Consider the following 24,905-nt stretch of genomic DNA (forward strand, 5'->3'; position numbering starts at 1 on the left):
TTGAAGATTAAAATACATGAATCCCCATCCTGATCGACTTTCTGCAATGAGCGACTCACTCTCTTCTTCCGTGATGCCCGACGTGCCCGACCTGGAAAGCCGGACGGTGCCCGAGGATCACCAGGACCTTCGCCTATGGTTGCGCATGCTGACCTGCTGCAATCTGATCGAAAGCGAAATCCGCAGTCGGTTGCGGATCGAATACGACACCACTTTGCCCCGGTTTGACCTGATGGCGCAATTGCAGCGGGCGCCCGGCGGAATGAAAATGAGCGAGCTCTCGCGGCACATGATGGTCACCAACGGCAACATTACCGGCATTACCGACCAGCTCGAAAAAGAAGGCATGGTCCAGCGTACGCGTAACGCCACGGATCGCCGCAGTTCATTGATCAAGCTCACCCCCAAGGGCCGGCGCGCCTTCACCAAGATGGCGCAATCGCATGAAGCGTGGATACAGTCCCTGTTCACGGGCATGTCGGACTCAAGCCGCGCGGCGTTGTTCGAGGCATTGGGCGAGCTCAAACTGCTGCGCCGCCTTCAGTAAACCGGCCTTCATCTGAACGCCCGCCGTGTCCCGGCGGCCGCCATGGCCATCAGTTGTATGTGTGCACTCACCGGCGTCCACTGCAAACGCAACGAGATTGCTTATCTGCGCCCTTTGGCGGTGGCGCTGAGATAGAATCATTGTTTTCGTCACTTTTTGCTGAGTCGCGCCATGGCCGTCAACCTGACTATCCCACCCGAATCCGACATTCTCCCGATCGCCGGGCTGCAAATCGGCATTGCCGAAGCGGGTATACGCAAGGCCGGCCGCCGCGATCTGACCGTGTTCCGGCTTCCCGCAGGCAGCAGCGTTGCCGGGGTTTTTACCCGCAATCGCTTTCGGGCGGCGCCCGTTCAGGTGTGTGAAACCCACCTCGCGGGCGGGCTGGGTATCGAAGCGCTGGTCATCAACACCGGCAACGCCAATGCGGGCACAGGCGAAAGCGGCTTGCAGGCCGCCACGCAAACCTGTGTCGCGCTGGCCGACGCGCTAGGCATCAAACCCCAGCAGGTGTTGCCGTTCTCCACCGGCGTCATCCTTGAGCCTTTGCCGGTAGACCGCCTTGTGGCAGCCCTGCCCGCAGCAGTGGCCAACCTCGCCGACAACAACTGGATGGCGGCAGCCTACAGCATCATGACTACGGATACACAGCCCAAGATCGTGTCTCGCCATGTCGCGCTGGGCGACGCCAGTGTCACGATTACCGGCATCAGCAAGGGCGCAGGCATGATACGCCCCAACATGGCCACCATGCTGGGCTTTCTGGCCACCGATGCCGCCATCGCCCCGGATCTGCTCAAGGACATGGCACGCGCCATTGCCGACCAGTCCTTTAACCGCATCACAGTCGATGGCGATACCTCGACCAACGACTCTTTCATCATTATCGCAACTGGCCGTACCGGCGATCGCATCGAGTCCATCGCCGATCCGCTCTACACGCAATTGTTTCAGGCGCTGTCAGAAGCCGCTCGCGAACTCGCCCAGAAAATCGTTCGCGATGCCGAAGGCGCGACCAAATTCATTACGGTGCGCGTCCAAGAGGCGAAAGATGCCGACGAAGCCCTCAAGGTTGCCTATTCCGTCGCTCAGTCGCCGCTGGTCAAAACCGCCTTCTTCGCCTCCGACCCCAACCTGGGCCGCATCCTGTGCGCCGTCGGCTATGCCGGCATCGAAGACCTGGACGTCGCCAACACCCGCCTTTGGCTGGGCGATGTGCTGGTCGCCAGCCACGGCGAACGCCATCCCGGCTACCGCGAAGAAGACGGCCAGCGGGTCATGAAAGAATCCGAAATCGAAGTATGCATCGCCTTGGGGCGCGGCGAGGTGGCCGACACGGTCTACACTTGCGACTTCTCGCATGAGTATGTCAGCATCAACGCCGATTACCGTTCCTGAAGCTCACCGTGCAAAGGGCCGGATACCCCCGGCCCTCAGCGCGTCGACAAGGCCCTGTCCAGGCGCAGCAGGCTTGCCGCCAACACCCGTGTCCCATCCATCAACTGCTGCGGCGCCGTCCATTCCTCGGGACAATGGCTGCGGCCGTTCCTGCAGGGAATAAACACCATCCCCATGGGTCCGGTACGCGCCATATAGGCTGCATCGTGCCCTGCGCCACTGGGAAGCACCATGCTTTCGTAGCCCAGTGCGCCAGCCGCCGCTTCGATCGCCCGCATGACCATCGGATCGCAGGCTGTGGGCGCGGAGCGGCTCAGCTCGCGCAGGTGTGCCGCTACGCGCAATGCCTTCAGCCCGCCGGCTGCGGCAGCAAGCACCACCTCTGGAAAATCGTTCAGCACCTCGGTATTGTCGCTGCGCACTTCAAGCACCATATCCACGCGGCCCGGCACGGCATTGGGTACGTTAGGGGTCATGTCCAGACGGCCCACGGTTGCAACGACGTAGTCCGGGCCGATGCTGAGCGCCTGGGCACGGGCATGCACCGCCTCAATCAACCTGGCGGCGCCCACTAATGCGTCACAGCGCAAATCCATCGGCGTGGTACCGGCATGGTCGGGGCGGCCTTCCACGGTAAGCGCGACGCGACGTATCCCCACAATATGGCTCACCACCCCAACCGGCAGGTTTCGGCTTTCGAGCACCGGGCCTTGTTCGATATGCAATTCGACAAACGCAGCGGTGTCGCCGGGGCCGCGCAACGGTGGATGCAGACGCGAAGGATCCGCGCCTATACGCAGCATGCCCTGCGCCAGCGTTTCACCCTCGGGATTCGGCGAGGCCAGCATGCTGTCATCCAGCAGACCGACCAAGCCCCGGCTGCCCACGCACGAAATGCCATAATCGCTGGGCTCTTCCGACAGAAAATCGATCACTTCCAGGGGGTGTTCAAGCACGGCACCGCAAGCATCAAGCGCGTGCGCAATCTCGATACCGGCCAGCACGCCGATGATGCCATCGAAACGCCCGCCATTCATCACCGTGTCGCAATGAGAACCCGTTGCCAGCGCCGGTGCGCCCTGGCGACGCCCCTCGCGCCGGCCGATGAGATTGCCCGCCGCATCGAGTCTTGTGCTCAGGCCTGCGGCCTGCATCTGCTCGCGCAGCCACTCGCGCGAACGGGCGTGCAGGCTGCTGAACGCACGCCGCGTCCAGGGCCGTTGCGGATCCGTGAAACCCGACAGGGCCTCTACCCTGCCCCACAAGCGTTCGCGGTCCAGACGCGCGAGCAGATTGGCGTCAGCCGGGTCGGCAGCCTCTTGAGGATTGAAAGACATATCAGTTTCCTGGATATCTACATTGCGCATGCAAGCATGATCGCGCAGCGCTGACTGCATCAGACCTGCGCACGGCTCCAGTTGATGAGCGCTGCGCAAAGATCATGAAGATCGCCGCGCAGCTTGTCGTAACCGTCGGTCGGGCGAAGTGTCGCTTCGTCCATGTACAGCTTGCGGTTTATTTCCACTTGCAAGCTATGCCGGCCTTGGTCCGGGTTGCCGTAACGCCTGACGATTTCCACACCCTTGTAGGGATCATTGACCGCCACATCGTAGCCACGCCCACGCAGCCAGTCGGCCACGAACTCGCGAAACTCGGGCGCTGCCGTGGCGCCATCGCGGTCGCCAAGTACGAAGTCCGGATGCACCAGCCCCGGCTTGTCGGTGGCAAAGGCGGCGGCAATACTGGGCATGGAATGGCAATTGATATGCCAGACTTTGCCGAAACGGGCGTGCGCCGCATCGATCGTCGACTTGAGCTTGTCATGATAAGGCGTCCAGCACGCCTCGATGCGGTGACGCACTTCGTCGAGAGAAAGCTTGCGATCATACAGCGGCGTGCCGTCATCCATCATGCGCCAGATCAGTCCCTTGCCCAGCCTGACCTTGGCCGAGTCGGGCAGCGGCTCAGGCCAGGGCTGGTCAAGCAGAACGGGATCGATTTCGTCCGGGCTGCGGTTCGCATCAATATAGCTGCGTGGAAACCGCGCTGCCAGCAATGGCACGCCCTGAAAGGGCGCGCCGCCCCACAGATCCGCGACCCAGGTGTCTTCCGCCGTGCGCAGTATGCCTGGCTCCAGGGCCGATGCGAAGTCCGGCGGGTACTCTGTGCCGCTGTGCGGCGAGTCCAGAACCAATGGTGCGGCGGCCTCTGAGTCCGGATAGGTTTCCGGGGCAATATATCGGTAAGACAGCGGTTGTGTAGAAAAATGCATGATGCCTGTGTAGAGTGCAAAACCGGCCTGTGTATCAGGCCGGTAATGGGATAAACCAAAGATTATTTCAGTTCTATATTGGCTTTGTTCACGATGTCGGCGTTAACGGCAATCGTGTCGGAAATGGTTTTGGCGAACGATTCAGGGCTATCGCCCACGGGCGCCGCACCAAGCTGGGCCAGGCGTTCCTTGACACTGTCCTGGGCCAGCACCTTGACAGTTGCGTCGTGCAATGTCTTGAGGACGTCGGCGGGAATGCCCGCAGGCGCCACCAGGCCAAACCACGAGGCATCATTGACTTCTTCAAGCCCGACTTCGGCAAAAGTCGGCACATCGGGCAGCGCAGCGCTGCGCTGCGGCGCGGCCACAGCCAGGGCGACCAGCGCGCCATTCTTGACGTGCGGCAGCGAAGACGGCAGATTGTCGAACAGCACGTTGACCTGACCCGCCAGGGTGTCGGTCAGCGCAGGGCCAACGCCACGGTAGGGCACGTGCAGCAAATCGGTGCCCGATGCCATCTTGAACAGCTCGCCCATCATGTTGGACACTGAGCCGTTGCCGGCGGAGGCATAGGTGTACTTGCCTGGATCCTTCTTGGCCAGGGCAATGAATTCTTCCATGTTCTTGGCCGGTACCTTGGCGTTCAGCACCATGATATTGGGTACCGATGCAAGATTGGTAATGGGCTGAAAATCCTTTTCGGCGTCGAACGACAACTGCTTGTACACCACAGGATTGATCCCGTGCGTGCTGACGGTGGCCACGCCCAGGGTATAGCCATCGGGCTGGGCGCGGGCAACCGACTCGGTGCCAATGGAGCCGCCAGCCCCCGCACGATTCTCAACCACAATGGTCTGGCCCAGTTCCTTGCCCAGTCGCTCTGCAACCAGCCGGCCGACGATATCTGTTGTTCCGCCTGGCGCGAACGGCACGATCAGGCGTATGGGTTTGTCCGGGTAAGCTGCCGCGCCGGCAACCCCTGCAAAAGTAGATGTTAGTGCGGCAGCACCTGCCACACAGAAGCCGAGAATGAGTTTGCGTCGTTGCATAGTGTCTCTGGTTTTCATCGTTTTGAAAGCCGCGGCAGGCAGATATTCCGCCGGGTCGAAGCCACATTCTTGCTGCCCCGCGCTGGTTTGCGCAAACGAAAGAATTTCACTAATCTATTCCATCTGGTAATGCCAAATCGGCATAAACCATCATTTCACCCAGATCACTCCCGCCACTCATGCGCCGTTTCTTTCCCTCCATTACCGAACTACATGCCTTCGAAGTAACTGCCAGGCAAGGAAGTTTTACCCGAGCGGCACAAGAATTGTGTATCACGCAGGGAGCGGTCAGCAAGCAGATCAAAAACCTCGAATCATTCCTTGGCGTCGAGCTATTTGTGCGTACCCGGCGCGGGCTGGTGCTCACTCATGCCGGCCACAGCTACCTGCGCGATGTCCAGGCCAGCCTGAGCCGCATCGAAACCGCATCACTTGCATTGATCGCCCATCAGGGCATGGGGGGCACGCTCAACCTCACCTGCATGCCCTCCTTCGGCGCCAAATGGCTGATTCCCCGGCTGCCCGATCTGCGCCGACGCTACCCCGACCTGCATATAGGCTTTCTGCCACACCGCATGGGCTACGATTTTTCATCCCCGGAGGTGGATGCCGCCGTACGTTACGGCAGCGGCGTCTGGCCTGGCAGCCAGGCCGACTACATCGGCGGCAAAGACGTCGTGCCCGTCTGCAATCCGCAGCTGTTCAAAACGCCACCGCGCGTGCCCGGCGATCTGCTGGCCATGCCCTTGCTGCACCACACAACCGCACAGCAGTCATGGCCCGACTGGTTCAGCGACAACGGCCATGACACTCACCGAAGCCGGGAAGGGGCGCGCTTCGATCAGTTCACCCTGCTGGCACAGGCCGCCATTGCCGGATTCGGCACCGCGCTGATTCCTCGCTGCCTGGTCGAAGAGGAGCTGCGTGATGGCAAACTGATCATTCCCCTGGATTTGCCCACCACGGCACGCAACGCCTATTATCTGTGCTACCCGGAGCATAAAAGCCTGCTGCCCACCTTGCAGGTCTTTCGCGCCTGGATGCTTGACGCATCGGCCAATTTCCCGTTAGAATCATGAGCTTGGCATTTTTGCCAAGGCTTTTCATTTTTAGGAATCCCCCACATGTACGCGGTCATAAAAACCGGTGGCAAGCAGTATCGTGTTGCCGCAGGTCAAAAACTGAAGATAGAACAGATACCGGCAGACATTGGGCAAGAAATCTCGCTAGACCAGGTATTGTCGGTTGGCGAAGGCGATCAGATCCAGATCGGATCGCCTTTGGTATCCGGCGCCGTGGTCAAGGCAACCGTTCTTGCGCAAGGCCGCCACGACAAGGTAAAGATTTTCAAGATGCGCCGTCGCAAGCACTACCAAAAGCGTCAGGGCCATCGTCAAAACTACACCGAAGTTCGCATCGACGCCATCACGGCCTGATTGCAGTCTACGGTTTTGTATAGCAGGAGCTAAACATGGCACAGAAAAAAGGCGGCGGCTCTACGCGTAACGGCCGCGACTCAGAATCGAAACGACTGGGCGTGAAAACCTTTGGTGGTCAGATGATCTCGGCAGGTTCCATCATTGTCCGCCAGCGTGGTACGCAGTTTCACCCCGGCGTGAACGTCGGCATGGGCAAGGATCACACCCTGTTCTCGCTGGTCGACGGCACCGTGAAGTTCGCGATCAAGGGCGCGCTCAACAAGCGCACCGTATCGGTGATCGCTGCCGAGTAACTCCCGGCGCACTGCACCCGAAAAAGCCCTGCCGTGACGGCAGGGCTTTTTGCTTTAGAATAGCCCTATAGGCAGCCTGCCGGTTGGCGGGCGAATATCCGGCCATTTCCTTCGCCTCATTCCCGCCTTGCCCGCAACCGGGCAGGCGTTAACCGGCGCCGCTGCGCGCAAGCCGCGCGCCGGCTTTTTACTAGACACCCATGAAATTCGTAGACGAAGCAACCATAGAAGTCATTGCAGGCAAGGGCGGCAATGGCGCGTCGAGCTTTCGCCGCGAGAAGTTCATCCCCAAGGGCGGGCCAGACGGCGGAGACGGTGGTCGTGGCGGCAGCATCTATGCCATCGCCGACCGCAATATCAATACGCTGGTGGATTTTCGTTTTTCCAGGCTGCACCGCGCCAAGAACGGTGAGAACGGCCGTGGATCTGATCAATATGGCGCCGGCGCCCCCGACATCACCTTGCGCGTGCCTGTGGGCACCACCATTTTCGATGCCGAAACCGGCGAACAGCTGTTCGACCTCGACCGCCATAACCAGAAGGCCACCCTGGCGGCTGGCGGAGAAGGCGGGTTGGGTAATCTGCATTTCAAATCCAGCACCAACCGCGCACCCCGCCAGTTCACCTACGGTAAAGAAGGCGAGCAGCGCAAGCTCAGGCTCGAACTCAAGGTATTGGCTGATGTCGGTCTGCTAGGCCTGCCCAATGCCGGCAAATCCACGCTGATCAGCAAGGTGTCGAACGCGCGGCCCAAGGTGGCAGACTATCCCTTCACCACCTTGTATCCCAACCTGGGGGTGGTCCGTACGTCCGCCTCGCATAGCTTTGTCATCGCCGACATTCCCGGCCTGATCGAAGGCGCCTCCGAAGGCGCCGGCCTGGGCCATTTGTTCTTGCGCCACCTGTCGCGCACACGAGTCCTGTTGCATCTGGTTGATGTGTCTTCGCCCGACCCCGATGCCGATGTTGTCGGCCAGGCCGCGGCCGATGCGCGTGCCATCGCCGAAGAGCTGCGCCTGTACGACGCCACGCTGTACGAAAAACCACGGTGGCTGGTGCTTAACAAGCTGGACATGGTCGAAGACCCCGAAAGCGTTCAGCGTCAGTTGATCGAAGCGCTCGACTGGACAGGCCCGGTCTTTTCGATTTCGGCGCTCACCGGCGAAGGCACGCAGGAACTGGTTTTCCGCCTGCAGGAATGGCTCGATGCCGAACGGCAACAGGCAAATATCGCGCAAGACAAGGCAGACGGCAGCTTTGTCTCCGAAGACCCACGTTTTGACGAAAGCCGCTCCACACCCGACTAACCCCTTACCTCTTTTATGTGCGCGTTGCGTATCATGGCTGCTTCTTCTTCAATGTCGTCCGCAGTGTCCCAGGCCCGGCGCCTGGTTGTTAAAGTCGGCTCGTCGCTGGTGACCAACGAAGGCAAAGGCGTTGACCTCACCGCCGTCGACCAGTGGGCGGCCCAGATCGCAGCCCTGCATGTTCGCGGCAAACAGATGGTGCTGGTCTCCAGCGGTGCGATCGCCGAAGGCATGGCCCGCCTGGGTTGGCCTCGCCGGCCCAACGCCATGCACGAGCTGCAGGCCGCTGCCGCCGTCGGACAAATGGGGCTGGTGCAGGCCTACGAGGTCGCGTTTGCGCGCCATGGCATACGCACTGCACAGATCCTGCTCACGCACGAAGACCTCGCCGATCGCCGCCGCTACCTGAATGCGCGCAGCACGCTCTATACCCTGCTGGGGCTGGGCGTGGTGCCCATTGTCAATGAGAACGACACCATTGTCACCGACGAAATTCGGCTGGGCGACAACGATACGCTGGGCGCGCTGGTTACCAACCTGATCGAAGCCGAAGCGCTCATCATTCTTACAGACCAGGCGGGCCTGTACGATGCCGATCCGCGCAAGCGTCCGGACGCCCACTTCGTGGCCGTGGCTCAGGCGGGCGACCCAGCCCTCGAAGCCATGGCAGGAGGCTCTGGCAGCAGCGTGGGCACCGGCGGCATGCTCACCAAAGTCCTGGCTGCAAAGCGGGCTGCAAACAGCGGTGGCCACACTGTCATCGCATCGGGCCGCGAGCCCGACGTTCTGCTCCGCCTGGCGGCAGGCGAATCCATCGGCACCGAGCTGCGCGCCCTGCTGCCTGTGCGCTCCGCGCGCCAGCGCTGGCTGGTCAATCACCTCCGGCTGCGCGGGCGCGTTACCCTGGATGCTGGCGCGGTCAAGGCATTAACGCAAGGGCACAAAAGCCTGCTGGCCGTCGGCGTCACCGATGTCAACGGCGAGTTCGAGCGCGGCGATGTCGTGGCTTGCGTCGGGCCAGACGGCGTGGAATATGGCCGGGGGCTCATCAATTACTCTGCCAGCGACACCCGCCGCATCATGGGGCATCCCAGCAAGCACATTGCGGACATTCTGGGCACCATGTCCGATCCAGAGCTCATGCATCGCGACAATATGGTGTTCATGCGCTCAGCGTCGCCACCATCATTTATTTCCGGGCCGGAATAAACAGCGTTTCCTTGATCTCTTCCATGACGATACAGCTCTTGGTCTGCGTCACACCCGGCAGGCTGAGGAGAATATCGCCCAGCAAGGTGCGGTACTGGCCGATTTCCTTGATGCGCGCCTTGATCATGTAGTCAAAGTCCCCCGATACCAGGTGGCATTCCTGCACATGCGGAATGCACAACACTTCGCGGCGAAACTCATCAAAGCTACGCTGCGACTTGCTGGTAATGGACACCTCTACAAACACCAGCAAACCTGCGTCCAGCGCGGCGGGGGACACACGCGCATGGTAGCCGGTGATGATGCCTTCGCGCTCCAGCCGCTTTACCCGCTCTATGCAAGGCGTGACGGTCAGGCCAACCTGCTCTGCCAGATCGGTCATGGACATGCGGCCGTCGCGCTGCAGCAGATCAAGAATATGCCTGTCCAGCTTATCCAGGGCGGTAATCGGGCTGCGTTGTATACGCACAGCATTTTCCTCCGTATCAATCGTTTGGCGCCGCTGCGCCTGCTACGGGATTATGGCCGATCAGATGCAGATCGTGGCGAAACCGGCAGGGAATTTTCCTGAAAAACAGACTTATTCATGAAAACTTGCTTTGCCTCCTGGCTTATCATCAGTCCCAAACTATCAGGACCAGATACATGAAAATCATCGTACTGGGCGCAGGGGTCATAGGCGTGACCAGCGCCTACTATCTTGCCAAGGCAGGCCACGACGTCACGGTACTCGAGCGTCTGGAAGGCCCTGCACTGGAAACCAGCCATGCCAATGCTGGCCAGGTATCGTTCGGCTATTCCTCGCCCTGGGCCGCCCCCGGCGTGCCGCTCAAAGCCGTCAAATGGCTGTTCGCGGAACACCCCCCGCTATCCTTCAAGCCTGATGGCTCCTTGTTCCAGCTGAAATGGATGTTTCAGATGTGGCGCAACTGCAATGCGCAGCGCTATGCCATCAACAAGGAACGCATGATCCGCATGTCCGAATATAGCCGCGAATGTCTGGCTAGCCTGCGGACCGAAACCGGCATCGAATACGAAGGCCGCCAGCGCGGTACGCTGCAAGTCTTCCGCAAGCAGGCACAAGTGGATCAGGTCGGCAAGGACATCGAAGTATTGCGCGATGCCGGCGTTGATTTTCAGCTGCTGTCCAGTGCTGAACTGGCCAGCGCGGAACCCGCGCTGGAATACGCGCGCCATAAGCTGGCCGGCGGCCTGCGCCTGCCAGACGATGAAACCGGAGACTGCAATCTGTTTACCACTCGCCTGGCGGAAGTAGCCCGGAAGATGGGCGTTACGTTCCGCTACGGTGTGAACATCACCGCCATACTGGCCAACAGCTCGGGGGTAACCGGCGTGCGTTGTGGCAGCGAGCTTCTGACAGCCGATGCTTATGTGCTTGCGCTGGGCGCGTGGTCGACCCGGCTGTTGTCACCCTATATGCAATTGCCGGTGTATCCCATGAAGGGCTACTCCATTACCGTACCCATTGCGGATGAGTCTCGCGCACCGGTATCCACTTTGCTGGATGAAACCTACAAGGTCGCCGTGACACGCTTTGACCAGCGCATACGCGTTGGCGGCATGGCGGAAATCAAAGGCTTCGACAAATCCCTGAACGCAAGCCGCCAGGCCACGCTGGAGATGGTGGTTGATGATCTGTTCCCCGGCGGGCGCAAGCAGGGCGAGGTCTCGTTCTGGACAGGCTTGCGACCCAAGACCCCCGACAGCACGCCGGTGATAGGCGCGACGCGCATACCCAGGCTGTTTCTGAACACCGGCCATGGCACGCTGGGCTGGACCATGGCATGCGGCAGCGGACAGCTGATTGCGGACCTGGTATCGGCCAGGGCCACCGCCATCCGCAGCGATGACCTGGCCATTAGCCGGTACTAACCGGCCCGGTAAACATATAGCCCCAGTTGTGTACCGACTTTAGCGGCAGGCCAGCCCCATGTTCTGCGCATTTTCTGCGCAGGCGGCTGACCAGCACGCTGAGCCGGCTCTGCAGGGCCGACACGGATTCCTGCTTGTAGGCCTCGTTGACGGCTGAAATAAGATCCGCATGCGCCGCTCGCTGATTGGGGGCTGCCAGCAAGGCCATCAGGAAGGCGCGCTCTCCTGTGGTCAGGGCAATGCGCTTACCTTCGGGGCTGGCCAGTATCCACGCTTGCTCGGGCAGGCTCCAGACCGCGCTGGCGCCCGCGGCAGCCCGTGCGGCCGCCGAAACATCAAGACGCCAAAGCAAGCGGAACAAGAGCGCCGATAACAATTGTGATGAGGCCCTGGCCGGGCAAAAATGATCGACGCCGCTGTGCAGGCACTGCAAGAGCATGGCCTCGGATTCGGACTGGGTAAGGGCCACGATGCCCAGCAAGGGATGCAGCGCCCGCAAGTGCGCCGCCACCGTGCAGTTTTGATTGTGATCGCCCGACAGCACCGCAGCCGTGGTTGCGCCTGCGTCCATGCTTTGACGGGTAGTACGATAGAGTTGAGGCATATCGGCGCAGTACGACACCGCCAGGCCATATGACTCCAGCTCCGCGATGCGGTGTCTGCCGGCCAGCCTGGCATTTGAGGTATCCGCCGGCACGAACAATATGACAGCAGACCGGGACATCAAGGCCGGATAGGGGTTGGATTGCATCAAGCGAACCTCGTAGCGTGTGGTGAATACATAAACTATCAACGAATCTTCTGACTCCCCAGTTGCTTTAGGATTTATTTTTTTACCTTAGTTTACATTACGAAATCACGTTTGTAATTCACTTTATCACCATTGTGGTTGGATCTCGTCGTTCAATCACAATTGTGAAACTTTTTGCTGACCGCCTTCGTCATGCCCGTCATCTGCGCGGGCTCAGCCAGTCCGAACTGGCTCGTTCCTGTGGCCTGTCACAAGGCGCCATCTCCAATTACGAAAGCGCAAGCCGCAAAACCGCAAAAGACGTTTTTCGCCTGGCTGAGGCCCTGAAGGTCAATGCTGCGTGGCTGGGTACCGGGCGAGGGTCGATGGAGCCGCTCCCGGCGGCGCCGGATACCGGTTTTTCTTACAGGCTGTCCGATCCGGGCCTGCCGCCCGCCAGTCAGGGGCTTTGGCCTTTTCCAAGCATTTCGTCCGCCGACTTCTGGGCGCTTAGCCCAAAAGAGCGACTCGTCATCGAAGAAACCGTATTGAGCCTTCTGCAATCATTTGGCAAAAAGGCCACCAAGCCCTGACCGGATGCGTCTGCAGGGCATGCAAAAGGGCGGCCTGAGCCGCCCTTTTGCATGATGATACTGCCGGAAGTCTTATTGTTGTACAGCGTAGAGATAGAGTTCCACGCGGCGGTTCATTGCCCTGCCCTCTGCCGTGGCATTGTCGCCCACGGGACTGCTGGGGCCGCGGCCCTCAGCCATGAGCTTGGTGGCCGGCACGCCCTGCTGTCCCAGATAGTTGGTGACGGCCGTGGCCCGGTTCACGGAAAGCGTCTGGTTGACCGACGCCGAGCCAGTGCTATCGGTGTAGCCGATCGATTTTGCGCGCAGTTCGGGATGCTGCACCAACGCGCGGGCAACGCTGTCCAGAACAGGCAGCAAGGCCGGCTTGAGCTGGTATTTGCCGGTATCGAAGGAAACATTGCTGGGGATGTTGACACGCAGCGTGCCGTCAGGCATCTCGGTCACGTCCACACCCAGGCTGCTGGCGCCGGACTGCTCCACATCGTTTTTCACGCGTGACCAGTTATACCCTGCAACGCCACCGGCCACCGCCCCAATGCCGGCGCCAATGGCTGCCGCCTTGCTGCTGTCGCCAATCAGTGCGCCCAGCCCAGCCCCCACGGCAGCGCCCGCGCCTGCGCCTACTGCCGTCTTGCCGCCCGTGCCCATTTCGTTCATGTTCGCGCACCCTGCCATCAGGGCAATAGCAGCGATTCCAGTGGCAAAGCGGCCTGTCCGCATAGATACCTTCATATAATTCTCCTTATTCCTTGTCTGGCGGACGAACGTCCGCCGAACAGCCATGCTAGCAAGTGAGACGCTCTTGCGTTGTTACATTGTTATTCTGTTAGTCTTGTTTTGACGTTTTTTGACGGTTCACAGGGAAAATCCTTGCCCAGGCTATCCACAGGGCAAGGGGACAATCCACACCGGGCTCAGAACAGCTTGGCCCCCGATGTTTCAACCACTTCTTTGTACTTGGCCAAGTCGTGCTTGACGAGGTCGGCCAAGGCTTCGGGGGTGGTGGGCTCAGCGGTCGAACCCATGGTAAGCAGGTTCTTGCGCACATCGGGATCCCTTAATGCCTTGGCGTAGGCGGCATTAAGCTTGTCGATAATAGGACGGGGCGTGCCGCCTGTTGCGAAGACACCGAACCAGGTGCCAAGATCGAATTTTTCGACGCCGGACTCCTGCATGGTCGGCAAGTCCGGGTAAAGGGTGGAGCGGTCTGCCGTGGTCACTGCCAGCGCCTTGACCTTGTCGCCATTGATCAGCGACGACGCAGACGCCAGATTGTCAAACATGTAGTCCACCTGGCCCGCCAGCAGCGCAAGCTTGGCCGGCGATGCGCCGGCATAGGGTACGTGTACGGTGTTGATGTCGCTGCGCACGTTCAGCAATTCGCCCGCCAGATGGCCCGCACTGCCGTTGCCGCCAGAGGCAAAATTAAGCTGCCCGTCATGCTGCCTGGCGTAGTCGATCAGGTTCTGCACACTGTCGATCCCGTTGGCCTGGGCGAACTCTTTGTTCACGATCAGTACATTGGGCACCGACGCAACGAGTGTGACGGGCTCGAAGCTCTTGATGGGATCAAACGACAGTTTCTCGTACAGCCAGGGATTGATGGCATTGATCGCGACCGCGCCCATCATCAGGGTGTAGCCATCGGGATTCGTCTTGGCCACATAGGCCGCGCCAATATTGCCGCCGGCGCCCGGCTTGTTCTCGACCACAATGGGGCCAAGGTCCGCCTGCGCCTTTTCAGCCAGCAGTCTCGCAGTGCCATCCAGCGGCCCGCCCGCGGAATAAGGAACAATGAACTGGATGGGCTTTGAGGGGTAGTCGGCCGCAGACTCGGCCAATGCCGATACAGGAAAGGCCAGGCTTGCAGCCAACGCCGCCAGCGCAGCCAAAGGCTTTAAACGAGAGAACATGATGAAATGCCTTGTATTAATAAAAAAGATAACCTTAATGCAATATCTGACTAAGGAACAACTTGGTCCGGTCGCTTTCAGGGTTGTCAAAAAACTCATCGGGTGTGTTCTGCTCGATGATTTCCCCCTGATCCATAAAAATAACGCGATCCGCAACCTTGCGGGCAAAACCCATTTCGTGCGTGACACACAGCATGGTCATGCCGCTTTCTTCCGCCAGGCCGACCATGACATCCAGCACCTCTTTGACCATTTCCGGATCCAGCGCGGAGGTCGGCTCATCAAACAGCATGATCTTGGGGCTCATGCATAGCGAGCGCGCGATCGCCACGCGCTGCTGCTGGCCACCGGACAGTTGCCCCGGGTACTTGAGCGCCTGCTCCGGAATGCGCACGCGCTCGAGATACTTCATGGCGGTTGCCTCGGCTTCGGCCTTGGGTTTCTTGAGCACCCACACGGGGCCCAGCGTGAGATTCTCGAGCACCGTCAGGTGAGGGAACAGATTGAAGTGCTGAAACACCATGCCTACATCGCGCCGTATGGCTTCGATCTGCTTGAGGTCGTCCGTGAGCTCGGTACCATCAACAATGATCTTGCCCTGCTGGTGCTCTTCGAGCCTGTTGATGCAGCGGATCAGGGTGGATTTTCCCGACCCGGACGGGCCGCAAATCACGATGCGTTCGCCGGACGCGACATTCAGATCGATATTGCGCAGCACATGGAACTGCCCATACCACTTGTTGACGCTTTCCATGCGGATAATGGCCTCGGCCATACGAAAACTCCTTGCTGTACGCGTTCAAGGCGCGGGTCGCCGCCCGCTCCCCTTAACGCTGATAACCCGTCTGCAACTGCTTTTCCAGATGCTGGCTGTACCGGGATATCGAAAAGCAGAAAATAAAATAGATCACACCGATGAACAAATAGGCTTCGGTGCTATAGCCACGCCATGCGGCATCGGCCACAGCGGTCTTCGCAGCCTGTGTCAAATCGAAAATGCCGATAATCACCACCAGCGACGTGTCCTTGAACAGCGAGATGAAAATACCGACCAGTGGCGGAATCACGATCTTGAGCGCCTGAGGCAAAATAATCTTGCGCATCTGCTGCCAATAGCTCAGGCCTATCGAATCCGCCCCTTCGTACTGCCCTTTCGGGATGGCCTGCAAGCCGCCGCGCACGGTTTCGGCGATATACGCTGCCGCGAAAAGAATGATGGCGATCTGCGCCCGCAACAGCTTGTCGATACTGAAACCCTCGGGCAGGAAAAGCGGCAGCATCACGGAAGACATAAACAGCAGGCTGATCAAGGGCACGCCACGAATGAGCTCGATATAGATCACGCAAATAGCCTTGATGGCCGGCATGTGCGAGCGCCGCCCCAGCGCCAGCAACAGCCCAAAAGGAAAGGCGAACGCAATACCGAACGTGGCCAGAATCAATGTGAGCGGCAGGCCTCCCCAGCGATCGTTCTCGACATAGGTCAGCCCGAATATCCCGCCCCACATGAGGATGGCCACGACGGTGAGCGCAACCAGCCAGATCAGCCCCAGATAGGGTTTCCAGAACCGCCGCATGCAGCTGCAGGCAATCACAGCCACCAGAACGATACTGGCAATCAGCGGTCGCCACTGCTCAACGTAAGGATAGACGCCAAACAGGATCAGCCTGTGCTTCTCGACAATGAACGCCCAGCAGGCGCCGCCCGACGCACGGCATTCCTGCGATGTCGTCGCATTAAAGTCGGCGCGGATGAACAGCCATTCGATCATGGCCGGCACAAACATCAGCAACAGCCAGGCCACCAGGACTGTCAGCAGCGTATTGAGCGGCGATGAAAACAGGCTTGCCCGCATCCAGCCAAATACGCCCCGGCTGGCATGGGGAGGCCCTTCGTTCGACATCGGCGTGGATTGATTGACAGACATCATCGCTCCACCAGCGCAATGCGCTTGTTGTACCAGTTCATGAAGATGGAAATCGACAGGCTGACTGTGAGATAGGCCGCCATGATGATCAGAATGCCTTCAATGGCCTGGCCGGTTTGATTCAGCGTGGTATTGACCACCGACACAATATCGGGATAACCGATCGCAACCGCCAGCGAACTGTTCTTGGTCAGATTGAGGTACTGGCTTGTCATCGGAGGAATGATCACCCGCAAGGCTTGCGGAAGAATCACCAGCCGCAGCACGCGCCCGCGTTTCAGGCCCAGGGAGCCTGCGGCTTCCCATTGGCCCTGGCTCACTGACTGGATGCCCGAGCGCACCACTTCGGCCACAAACGCAGAGGTGTAGATCACCAGGCCCGCCAGCAACGCCGCGAACTCAGGCGACAGACTGATGCCGCCGACAAAATTAAAGCCTTTGAGTGCAGGAACATCGAGCTCCAGCGAAGCACCGCTGGCCAGCCAGCCCAGTACCGGGAACAGAACGAGCAATCCCACTGCCACCCGGCCTAGCGGAAAAATCTGCCCCGTGGCGGCCTGCCGCTTGCGCGCCCAATGGCCGGCAAACAGGATGGCAACAATAGCCACCCCCACGCCGGCCATCACCCAGTCCAGCCCGTCGCCCGCCAAAGAAGGTAGTTTCAGGCCGCGATTGGACAGAAAGACACCGGGGACGGGATTCAATGCGTCCCTGGGGCCAGGCATGACTTCGGTGATGATGGCGTACCAGAAGAACAACTGCAGCAACAAGGGAATGTTGCGCATGACTTCGATGTAGGTGGAAGCCACTTTGGACAGCAGCCAGTTCTTGGACAGACGCGCGATACCCAACAGCGTGCCAAACAGCGTTGCCGCCACGATGCCAATGACCGAGACGCGCAGTGTGTTGAGAATACCTACCCAGATCGCCCGGCCATAGGTATCGGCCGGCTGGTAGGAGATCACGCTTTCGCCGATGGCAAAGCCCGCCTCCCTGTCGAGAAAGCCAAAGCCGGAAGAGATGTTGCGCACTGCAAGATTGTGCAGCGTATTTGAAACCAGATACCAGGCAGCAACACCGACGATGCCCAACACCAGTATCTGATAGATAAGCGAGCGAAAGCCAGGATTGTTCCAGGAAAGACGCCGTCTGGAACGCGGCACAGTTACGTTATTCGCCATAAAAATTACTTGCCGGAGAAAACGGCTTTCGCGTCAAGCGTCAGCGCTGAACGGAAAGCCGCGCCGGGCCACAAGACCCGGCGCGCCGGAGAGCCGGCGGGAAGTGGGTCAGCGTACCGGCCAACCGTACATCACACCGCCATCTTTCCACTGTGCGTTAAGCCCACGCTCCAGTTTCATCGGCGAATCCTGTCCGATGTTGCGCTCGAACGACTCGCCATAATTGCCGACCTGCTTGATAAGGTTGTAGCCCCACTTCTGATCCAGACCCAGTCCCTTGCCCATTTCACCGGTAACGCCCAGGATGCGCTGGATGTTGGGGTTGGGGCTCTTGAGCATTTCATCCACGTTCTTGGACGTGATGCCGTACTCTTCGGCCTCAAGCATGGTGTTCAGCACCCAGCGAACCACCATGAACCACTGGTCATCGCCCTGGCGGACCATGGGGCCCAGCGGCTCCTTGGAAAAGTCCTCAGGCAGAATCATGTGCTCTTCGGGATCGGCAAGCGTGGTACGGATCGTGGCCAGGCCTGACTTATCGGTTGTATACGCATCGCAACGGCCAGCAACATAGGAGCGCATGGCTTCGTCGGGGCTGTTGATCACGACAGGCTTGAACTCCAGATTGTTGGTGCGGAACCAATCGGCCAGGTTGAGCTCGGTGGTCGTGCCCGGCTGCACGCAGATTGCCGCGCCGCTCATTTCCTTGGCGCTCTTCACACCCAGCGAGTTCGGTACCATAAGGCCCTGGCTGTCATAATAGTTGACGCCGGTGCTCATCAGGCCAAGCGTTGTGTCTCGCGTCATGGTCGCGGTGGTATTGCGCGTAAGCACGTCGACCTCGCCTGACTGCAGTGCGGTGAAGCGCGCCTGGGTTGTCACGGGCGTTGTCTTGTACTTGGTGGCATCTCCAAATACCATGGCGGCAATCCCGCGGCAGATGTCAATGTCGATACCCGACCACTCACCCTTGCTGTCGGCAATAGAAAAGCCCGGCAAACCCGTATGCACACCACATTGCACAAAGCCTTTTTTCTTTACGGCATCATACGTTTCTCCTGCCTGAGCCGCTCCTGCCAACATGAACAAGGACGCGCCCAACGCAGCTGCTTTGATGAACTTCATGCTCTACCTCTACTTGTAAGTATGATGTGACGATGCAACAGCTCGTGGCTGCTGACATTTGTGTTGCATCGTAGCTGTTGGAAACTATTAAAAACATGAGGGATATCCCTTGCGGGCCGTATATGATTAAGGCTTCATACTTTTTCGCATCATGATCGAATTCCAGCACGTTTTTAAATCGTACGGACGCGGGCGCAATATTCTGGCCGATATCAATTTTCGTATCGAGCCAGGCGAATTCGTGTTCGTATCCGGGCCTTCGGGGGCGGGAAAATCCACGCTGCTCAAGCTGATCGGTGGCCTCGAGCCTCCCAGTCGCGGTTCCGTCCATGTCAACGGTCATCGCATAGACCGTACGCCCACCCGTGCGCGCCCCTATCTGCGCCGCGCAGTAGGCGTCATACTCCAGGACACGCACCTGCTCTTTGATCGCAACGCCATGGCCAATGTCCTGCTGCCGCTGGACGTCATCGGGCTGGGTTCCCGGCAGGCAGGCAACCGCGCGCGCGCCGCCATGGAAAAGGTCGGCCTGGCCGGCAAAGAAGACCTCAACCCCATCGAAATGTCCGGCGGCGAGCAACAGCGCCTGGCCATCGCCCGCGCCATTGTCAATCGTCCCGCCATCCTTATTGCCGACGAGCCTACCGCCAACCTGGATCACGATAGCGGCCGCCGCATCATGGAAGTATTCCGCGACTTCAATCGCGTGGGGGTCACCACGCTGATCGCCTCGCACGACAAGGCCCTGATGGCATCCTATGCCTCGCGCACGCTGCGTATCAACGCAGGGCGTTTCACTGATGTTCCGGGGGTCGCATGAAGCGCTGGCTGCGACAACACCGCTACGCACTCAAGGTCGCCATCCGACGGTTGCTGGCGCATCCGTTTTCATCGCTGTCCAATATCCTGGTCATCAGTCTTGCGCTTGCCATCCCCATCCTGGCCGCGTCGGTACTGGTGTCCGCACAGCCGCTGGCGCGCGATATTCCCGTTACCCCTGAACTCACCCTGTTTTTGAAGACCGACGCCCCGGCGGACGCGGCAGAGGCATTGGCTGCCAAATTGCGACAGACACATCCTGAAGCCATCCGGGAGGCCCGGGTTGTCACACGGGCACAGGCGCTCGACAAGCTCAAGAGTAATCCCGCCTGGAGCGATGCACTGGCGGTCCTGCCTGGCAATCCGCTGCCTGACGCCATCGTTGTCACGCTCACCGACGCGCAGGCATTCTCGGGGCATGCCACGTCATTGGCCGCCGAATGGCGCAAACTGGCGTCCGTTGACGCCGTCCAGCTCGACAGCGATTGGGTGCGGCGCCTGGATGCGATCCTGTACTTTGCCCGCATCGGCCTGGCGCTGCTGGCCGGCGGCGTCGCCCTGGTCGTGCTGGCGACCGTCTTCAACACGGTACGCATGCAAGCGCTTACGCAGCGAGAAGAAATCGGCGTTGCAAGGCTTGTGGGCGCCACCGAAGCCTTCGTGCGGCGACCCTTTCTTTACCTGGGGGCAATCAGCGGCATCGTCGCCAGCGGCTTGGCCATTGTGCTGGCGGCGCTGGCGCTGCAACCACTCAATGCGGCACTGGCCCGCCTGGCCAGCAGCTACGGCGTGCAGTTCGTCCTGCATTTGCCAGATGCGCTGAGCCTGTTGCTCTCCACCATTGTCATTGCCATCCTGGCGGCCCTGTCCGCCCGCTGGTCTGTTACTCGCAACACCCGGTTCTGATGTCTTCAACCTCCACCCGGCCTCTTGCGGCCGGCAACGCCGCGAAATCGGCCACCGAGCAGGCCTGTACGAAAATTCCTGCACAGGCTCTTGCCACCGCAACGACGCCAGCGCCAGGCAGGCCTGCCGACGCTGGCACGATAGCGCCCGCGCAATTCGCGCCGGCCATCGTCGCGTGGCAGAAAGAATTCGGACGCCGGCACCTGCCATGGCAGAACACCCAGGACGCCTATCGCATCTGGCTGTCCGAGATCATGCTGCAGCAAACCCAGGTCTCCACTGTTGTGGCCTATTACGAGCGTTTCCTGGCTCGGTTTCCCGACATACAGTCGCTGGCAGCGGCCACACAGGATGAAGTCATGCCTTACTGGGCGGGGCTGGGCTACTACGCGCGCGCGCGCAATCTGCATCGCTGCGCTCAGGTTATCTGCACAACGTGGGCAGGCCGCTTTCCGACCACTGCCGCTGACATCGCCACTCTGCCGGGTATAGGCCGCTCGACGGCAGCCGCCATCGCCGCGTTTGCCTATGGCGAACGCGCCCCCATCATGGATGGCAATGTAAAGCGCGTGTTCACACGCTGCTTCGGCATTTTCGGCCCGACCTCCGAGCGCGCTGTCGAAACGGCCTTGTGGCAACAGGCCGAAGCCATGATCGACGCCGCAACGCCCACGCTGGATATGCCCGCCTACACGCAGGGCCTGATGGATCTGGGTTCACAGTGCTGTACGCGATCCAAACCCAACTGCGATATCTGCCCGCTGCGCCAGGGCTGTTACGCGCTTGCTCAGGGATGCCAGCACCGGCTTCCCACCCCCCGGCAGAAAAAGGCGGTACCAGATCGCCAGTGCGCGATGCTTATTCTCAACCATCAGGGCCGCGTGCTGCTGGAGCAGCAGCCTTCGCCTGGAATCTGGGGCGGGCTGTGGAGCCTGCCGCGCTACGATGACGCCGATGCCTTGCGCAGGGATTGCGACACCATGGGCTTTGCACAAGATACCCCCTGCCGCATGGCATCGCTCACGCATGTATTTACCCATTTCAGGTTAGGGATCGAGCCATGGTATCTGCACAGCGAGGCGCCATTGATGGTGATGTCACCCGGGATACGGCAAGCTTGGGTGCCTGTCGAAAACCTGTCATCGGTCGCGCTGCCTGCGCCGGTGCGCAAGCTGTTGGATGGGCTGTTCCCCGCAACGTCGTTGATCTGAGCCGCTAATGGCGCACTGGCCGGTAATGGCCGATGCTCATCAACAGGCCACTTGCAATGCCCAAGGTGATAAGCGCCGTCCCGCCATAACTCATGAAGGGCAAGGGCACACCCACCACCGGCAATATCCCGGTCACCATGCCGACATTCACGAACACATAGGCAAAGAACATCATGGCCATGGCGCCCGCCAGCAGCCTGCCGAACTGCGTGTAAGCGCGGGCCGCGATGGCCAGCCCGCGCGCGATCAGCAGCAGGTACAGCACCAGCATCATGATGCCGCCATAAAGCCCGAACTCTTCCGCATAGACGGCAAAAATAAAGTCTGTCGTGCGTTCCGGGATGAAATCCAGGTGCGTCTGCGTGCCTTTCATGTAGCCCTTGCCGTAAATACCGCCAGAGCCTACCGCAATCATGGACTGAATCGTATGAAACCCCTTGCCCAGCGGGTCAGTACTCGGATCCAGCAGCGTGCAGACCCGGTATTTCTGGTATTCGTGCAACACGACCCAATCGACCTCGGGCTGGCAGATATCCTTTTCGTAGTACACCAGCGTGCCTATGCCTACGACAATCGCAATCACAATAGGCGCCAGCAACTTGAAAGAAAGCCCGCCAAAATAGATGACAAAGAAACCGGTGGCGAACACCAGCAACGCCGTGCCCAAATCCGGTTGCATGACAATCAGCGCGAAAGGAACGGCCAGCAATAGGATCGCCACAATGAAATCCATCACGCGCAACCGGCCCTGATTGCGATGGAAGTACCAGGCCAGCATCATCGGCACGGCAATTTTCAGCATTTCGGAAGGCTGGATACGCACCAGGCCCAGATCCAGCCAACGCGTAGCACCTTTGCTGGTTTCGCCGAAAAACTCCACACCCAGCAACAGCACGACACCCAACGCGTAGAAGTAAGGCGCGATACGCATCATGGCGGGCGGGGGCACCATCGCCGCAATCCACATCACGGCCAGGGCAATCAGGAAGTTGCGCGACTGATCAGCAAAGCGCCAGTCTGTGCCGCCCACGGCCGAATGCATGATGGTCAGCCCCAGCAACGCCATGATGATCAGCAAGGCCATCAGGGGCGGATCGAAGGCGGTGACTGCACGCGTGAGCCACATCATGAGCCGTTTCATGGTTGCCCCTCCCTTTGTGGGGCCGCCATGGCCTGCTGCCTGGCGGGCTGTTGCGGGGGCTGAGCGGGCAAGGGCTCGTTGGGCTCCGGCTCGGCCTGCCGGGCCGGATCAAGCCAGTAATCGAAAATGGTGCGGGCGATCGGCGCAGCAACCGTTGCGCCCCAGCCGCCATTTTCCACGATAAGGGCCAGCGCAATCTTTGGGTTTTCTACGGGGGCGTAGGCCATGAACAACGAATGATCACGCAGTCGCTCGTCGATTTCCGACGCATTGTATTTGCCGCCACGCAGGCTGTACACCTGGGCCGTCCCTGTTTTACCGGCCGCCTGATACCTGGCGCCTTCGAATGCCTTGCGCGCAGTACCAGTGCGCAATACATCGGCCATGGCATTACGTATCACCGCCAGGTTCTCGGGTTTAAGCGCAATCGTGTGCGAGGGCTCCGAGACCGCGCGCTTGACGGCGCCCGTGAGTGGATTTTCGATCAGGCTCACCAGATGCGGCTCCATATACACACCGTTGTTCGCCAGTACCGATGTCGCCTGGGCCAGTTGCAGCAGAGTAAACGAGTTATAACCCTGCCCTACGGCCACCGATACGGTTTCGCCGGCGTACCAGCGTTGCTGCTCAAGCTTTTTGTATGCCTTGCGCTTCCATTCGGTGGATGGCAGCACGCCGCGCCGTTCCCCATCCAGATCAATGCCGGTCAACTGGCCAAAGCCAAACTTCGCCGAAAAATCATGTAGTGCATTGACGCCGATTTCCGGCCCCAAAGAATAAAAATAGGTATCCGACGACTTGACGATGGCGCGGTGCATGTCGGTGGGACCGTATGCGGCTCCGCCCGCGTTGCGAAAGCGCTGGCCGCCCAGTTCAAAATAGCCCGGATCCGGAATCCGCTCGGTTGCCGAGCGCACGCCCAGCTCCAGCGCAGCCAGCGCCACAAACGGCTTGTAAGTGGAGCCGATGGGATACGTGCCATACAACGGACGATTGATCAGGGGATGATCGGGCGACTCGTTGAGCTTGCGCCAGTTCTCGATATCGATGCCATCGATGAACAGATTCGGGTCGAACGAAGGCGCCGACACAAAGGCCAACACGTCGCCCGTGCTGGGCTCAATGGCGACCAGGGCCCCGCGCCGGCCCTCGAACTGCGCCTCGGCCACTTTCTGCAAGCCGATATCCAGCGACAGATGCAGGTCGGCGCCCGGAACAGGGTCAACCCGGCTGAGCGTTCGCACCGGACGCCCTGTGGCGGTGACCTCGACTTCCTCAATACCCGTGCGGCCGTGCAGAGATTTTTCCCAGGTTTTCTCGATGCCCTTCTTGCCGATGGTATTGCTGCCGCGATAATTGCCTTCTTGCCCCGTCTTTTCGAGCATTTCCTGATCGGCTTCGGAAATGCGGCCGACATAGCCCAGCACATGCGCCGCAGATGCGCCCTGAGGATATTCGCGCACCCAGCGCGCACTCAGTTGCACCCCGGGAAACTCATAGGCATGTGCCGCAAACCAGGATGCTTCGGTTTCGTTCAGGTTGTTGCGCAGCAGGATGGATGTGTAGCGCCCATTCTGTTTGACATTTTGCAGGAAGCGCCGCCGGTCGCCCGCGCTCAGATAGACCAGTTGGCCTAGCTCGTCGAGCATTTGGTCCATGTCCCGCGTAACATTGGCAGGCATCACAGACAATGTGTAGTCACGGTAGTTGCGGGCCAGAACGGTGCCGTTACGATCCAGGATTTCGCCACGCCGCGGCGGAATGGGCACCACCGCAATGCGATTGCGATCCGCGCGCGCCGCCAGGCCTTCGTAACGCACCACCTGCAGATACCACAACCGCCCCGCCAGCCCCAGAAAACACAGCACAATGAACACACCCGCCACCACGACGCGTATCAACATGCGCCGCTTCTGCAGGTGGGTTGTTTTCTTGAACTCGAACATAG

General features: G+C 59.9%; 25 protein-coding genes. 12 read left to right on the forward strand and 13 right to left on the reverse strand.

Annotated elements, in window-relative coordinates; all coding sequences use genetic code 11:
* Positions 1–73: 73 nt before the first annotated feature.
* Positions 74–547, forward strand: a complete 474-nt coding sequence (locus ERE07_RS06905) for a MarR family winged helix-turn-helix transcriptional regulator (RefSeq protein ID WP_130008306.1) — start codon at positions 74–76, stop codon at positions 545–547.
* Between the two features lie 171 nt (positions 548–718).
* The gene (gene argJ, locus ERE07_RS06910; RefSeq protein WP_130008074.1) at positions 719–1,945 is read left to right on the forward strand and encodes a bifunctional glutamate N-acetyltransferase/amino-acid acetyltransferase ArgJ; all 1,227 of its coding nucleotides are present in this window, start codon (positions 719–721) and stop codon (positions 1,943–1,945) included.
* Between the two features lie 35 nt (positions 1,946–1,980).
* Here argJ and ERE07_RS06915 read toward each other — a convergent pair whose 3' ends face one another.
* The 3 genes from ERE07_RS06915 to ERE07_RS06925 all read right to left on the reverse strand — a co-directional run bounded on the left by ERE07_RS06915 (position 1,981) and on the right by ERE07_RS06925 (position 5,266).
* Positions 1,981–3,282, reverse strand: a complete 1,302-nt coding sequence (locus ERE07_RS06915) for a Zn-dependent hydrolase (protein WP_130008075.1) — start codon at positions 3,280–3,282, stop codon at positions 1,981–1,983.
* 59 nt (positions 3,283–3,341) lie between these two features.
* Positions 3,342–4,217, reverse strand: a complete 876-nt coding sequence (locus ERE07_RS06920; protein ID WP_130008076.1) for an N-formylglutamate amidohydrolase — start codon at positions 4,215–4,217, stop codon at positions 3,342–3,344.
* A 62-nt stretch (positions 4,218–4,279) separates the two neighbouring features.
* Entirely contained in the window at positions 4,280–5,266 is a 987-nt protein-coding gene (locus ERE07_RS06925; RefSeq protein WP_130008077.1) for a Bug family tripartite tricarboxylate transporter substrate binding protein, read from the reverse strand.
* 179 nt (positions 5,267–5,445) lie between these two features.
* Between ERE07_RS06925 and ERE07_RS06930 the strand changes: the two genes are divergently transcribed.
* From ERE07_RS06930 to proB, 5 genes are all read left to right on the forward strand, one after another.
* Entirely contained in the window at positions 5,446–6,345 is a 900-nt protein-coding gene (locus tag ERE07_RS06930; RefSeq protein WP_130008078.1) for a LysR substrate-binding domain-containing protein, read from the forward strand.
* 45 nt (positions 6,346–6,390) lie between these two features.
* Positions 6,391–6,702, forward strand: coding sequence for a 50S ribosomal protein L21 (rplU, locus tag ERE07_RS06935; RefSeq protein WP_130008079.1), 312 nt, complete (start codon positions 6,391–6,393; stop codon positions 6,700–6,702).
* 35 nt (positions 6,703–6,737) lie between these two features.
* Positions 6,738–6,998: a 50S ribosomal protein L27 gene (gene rpmA, locus ERE07_RS06940; protein WP_130008080.1), complete on the forward strand. Its 261-nt coding sequence runs from the start codon at positions 6,738–6,740 to the stop codon at positions 6,996–6,998.
* A gap of 200 nt (positions 6,999–7,198) precedes the next feature.
* A complete protein-coding gene (gene obgE, locus ERE07_RS06945; protein ID WP_130008081.1) occupies positions 7,199–8,305 on the forward strand; it encodes a GTPase ObgE in 1,107 nt (368 codons plus the stop codon).
* Positions 8,306–8,338: 33 nt separating this feature from the next.
* Positions 8,339–9,514, forward strand: a complete 1,176-nt coding sequence (gene proB / locus ERE07_RS06950; RefSeq protein ID WP_130008082.1) for a glutamate 5-kinase — start codon at positions 8,339–8,341, stop codon at positions 9,512–9,514.
* Here proB and ERE07_RS06955 read toward each other — a convergent pair.
* The gene (locus tag ERE07_RS06955; RefSeq protein ID WP_130008083.1) at positions 9,495–9,983 is read right to left on the reverse strand and encodes an Lrp/AsnC ligand binding domain-containing protein; all 489 of its coding nucleotides are present in this window, start codon (positions 9,981–9,983) and stop codon (positions 9,495–9,497) included. The genes proB and ERE07_RS06955 overlap by 20 nt on opposite strands.
* 176 nt (positions 9,984–10,159) lie before the next feature.
* Between ERE07_RS06955 and ERE07_RS06960 the strand changes: the two genes are divergently transcribed.
* Positions 10,160–11,407: a D-amino acid dehydrogenase gene (locus tag ERE07_RS06960; RefSeq protein ID WP_130008084.1), complete on the forward strand. Its 1,248-nt coding sequence runs from the start codon at positions 10,160–10,162 to the stop codon at positions 11,405–11,407.
* On the opposite strand, the gene ERE07_RS06965 is transcribed toward ERE07_RS06960, so the two are convergent.
* A complete protein-coding gene (locus ERE07_RS06965) occupies positions 11,394–12,200 on the reverse strand; it encodes a helix-turn-helix domain-containing protein (RefSeq protein ID WP_130008085.1) in 807 nt (268 codons plus the stop codon). The genes ERE07_RS06960 and ERE07_RS06965 overlap by 14 nt on opposite strands.
* Positions 12,201–12,322: 122 nt before the next feature.
* Between ERE07_RS06965 and ERE07_RS06970 the strand changes: the two genes are divergently transcribed.
* A complete protein-coding gene (locus ERE07_RS06970) occupies positions 12,323–12,730 on the forward strand; it encodes a helix-turn-helix domain-containing protein (protein ID WP_130008086.1) in 408 nt (135 codons plus the stop codon).
* Positions 12,731–12,802: 72 nt separating this feature from the next.
* On the opposite strand, the gene ERE07_RS06975 is transcribed toward ERE07_RS06970, so the two are convergent.
* From ERE07_RS06975 to ERE07_RS07000, 6 genes are all read right to left on the reverse strand, one after another.
* A complete protein-coding gene (locus tag ERE07_RS06975) occupies positions 12,803–13,465 on the reverse strand; it encodes a YiaD family glycine zipper/OmpA-like lipoprotein (protein ID WP_209021100.1) in 663 nt (220 codons plus the stop codon).
* Positions 13,466–13,647: 182 nt separating this feature from the next.
* A complete protein-coding gene (locus tag ERE07_RS06980) occupies positions 13,648–14,646 on the reverse strand; it encodes a Bug family tripartite tricarboxylate transporter substrate binding protein (protein WP_130008087.1) in 999 nt (332 codons plus the stop codon).
* Between the two features lie 34 nt (positions 14,647–14,680).
* Complete coding sequence (locus ERE07_RS06985) at positions 14,681–15,421, reverse strand: amino acid ABC transporter ATP-binding protein (RefSeq protein WP_130008088.1); 741 nt, start codon at positions 15,419–15,421, stop codon at positions 14,681–14,683.
* 52 nt (positions 15,422–15,473) lie between these two features.
* Positions 15,474–16,550: an amino acid ABC transporter permease gene (locus ERE07_RS06990; RefSeq protein ID WP_425330960.1), complete on the reverse strand. Its 1,077-nt coding sequence runs from the start codon at positions 16,548–16,550 to the stop codon at positions 15,474–15,476.
* A 23-nt stretch (positions 16,551–16,573) separates the two neighbouring features.
* Complete coding sequence (locus tag ERE07_RS06995; RefSeq protein WP_130008089.1) at positions 16,574–17,755, reverse strand: amino acid ABC transporter permease; 1,182 nt, start codon at positions 17,753–17,755, stop codon at positions 16,574–16,576.
* Positions 17,756–17,863: 108 nt separating this feature from the next.
* Positions 17,864–18,880 carry an amino acid ABC transporter substrate-binding protein gene (locus ERE07_RS07000; RefSeq protein WP_130008090.1) on the reverse strand — a complete coding sequence of 339 codons (1,017 nt, stop codon included), beginning with the start codon at positions 18,878–18,880 and terminating at the stop codon, positions 17,864–17,866.
* Between the two features lie 151 nt (positions 18,881–19,031).
* Here ERE07_RS07000 and ERE07_RS07005 point away from each other — a divergent pair, with 151 nt between their 5' ends.
* Genes ERE07_RS07005 through mutY form a run of 3 tightly spaced genes read left to right on the forward strand, consistent with a single transcriptional unit; the run spans position 19,032 to position 21,816 of the window.
* A complete protein-coding gene (locus tag ERE07_RS07005; protein ID WP_130008091.1) occupies positions 19,032–19,700 on the forward strand; it encodes a cell division ATP-binding protein FtsE in 669 nt (222 codons plus the stop codon).
* Positions 19,697–20,605 carry a cell division protein FtsX gene (locus tag ERE07_RS07010; protein ID WP_130008092.1) on the forward strand — a complete coding sequence of 303 codons (909 nt, stop codon included), beginning with the start codon at positions 19,697–19,699 and terminating at the stop codon, positions 20,603–20,605. Before ERE07_RS07005 ends, ERE07_RS07010 begins: the two co-directional genes overlap by 4 nt.
* Entirely contained in the window at positions 20,605–21,816 is a 1,212-nt protein-coding gene (gene mutY / locus ERE07_RS07015) for an A/G-specific adenine glycosylase (protein WP_130008093.1), read from the forward strand. Before ERE07_RS07010 ends, mutY begins: the two co-directional genes overlap by 1 nt.
* A gap of 4 nt (positions 21,817–21,820) precedes the next feature.
* On the opposite strand, the gene rodA is transcribed toward mutY, so the two are convergent.
* Together rodA and mrdA are read right to left on the reverse strand one after the other, a co-directional pair.
* A complete protein-coding gene (gene rodA / locus ERE07_RS07020) occupies positions 21,821–22,957 on the reverse strand; it encodes a rod shape-determining protein RodA (protein WP_130008094.1) in 1,137 nt (378 codons plus the stop codon).
* Positions 22,954–24,903: a penicillin-binding protein 2 gene (gene mrdA, locus ERE07_RS07025; protein ID WP_130008095.1), complete on the reverse strand. Its 1,950-nt coding sequence runs from the start codon at positions 24,901–24,903 to the stop codon at positions 22,954–22,956. The genes rodA and mrdA overlap by 4 nt, the downstream gene beginning before the upstream one ends.
* Between the last annotated feature and the right edge of the window lie 2 nt (positions 24,904–24,905).

Origin of the sequence: Allopusillimonas ginsengisoli, assembly GCF_004153455.1 — a bacterium.
GTDB classification, from domain to species: Bacteria; Pseudomonadota; Gammaproteobacteria; order Burkholderiales; family Burkholderiaceae_B; genus Allopusillimonas; species Allopusillimonas ginsengisoli.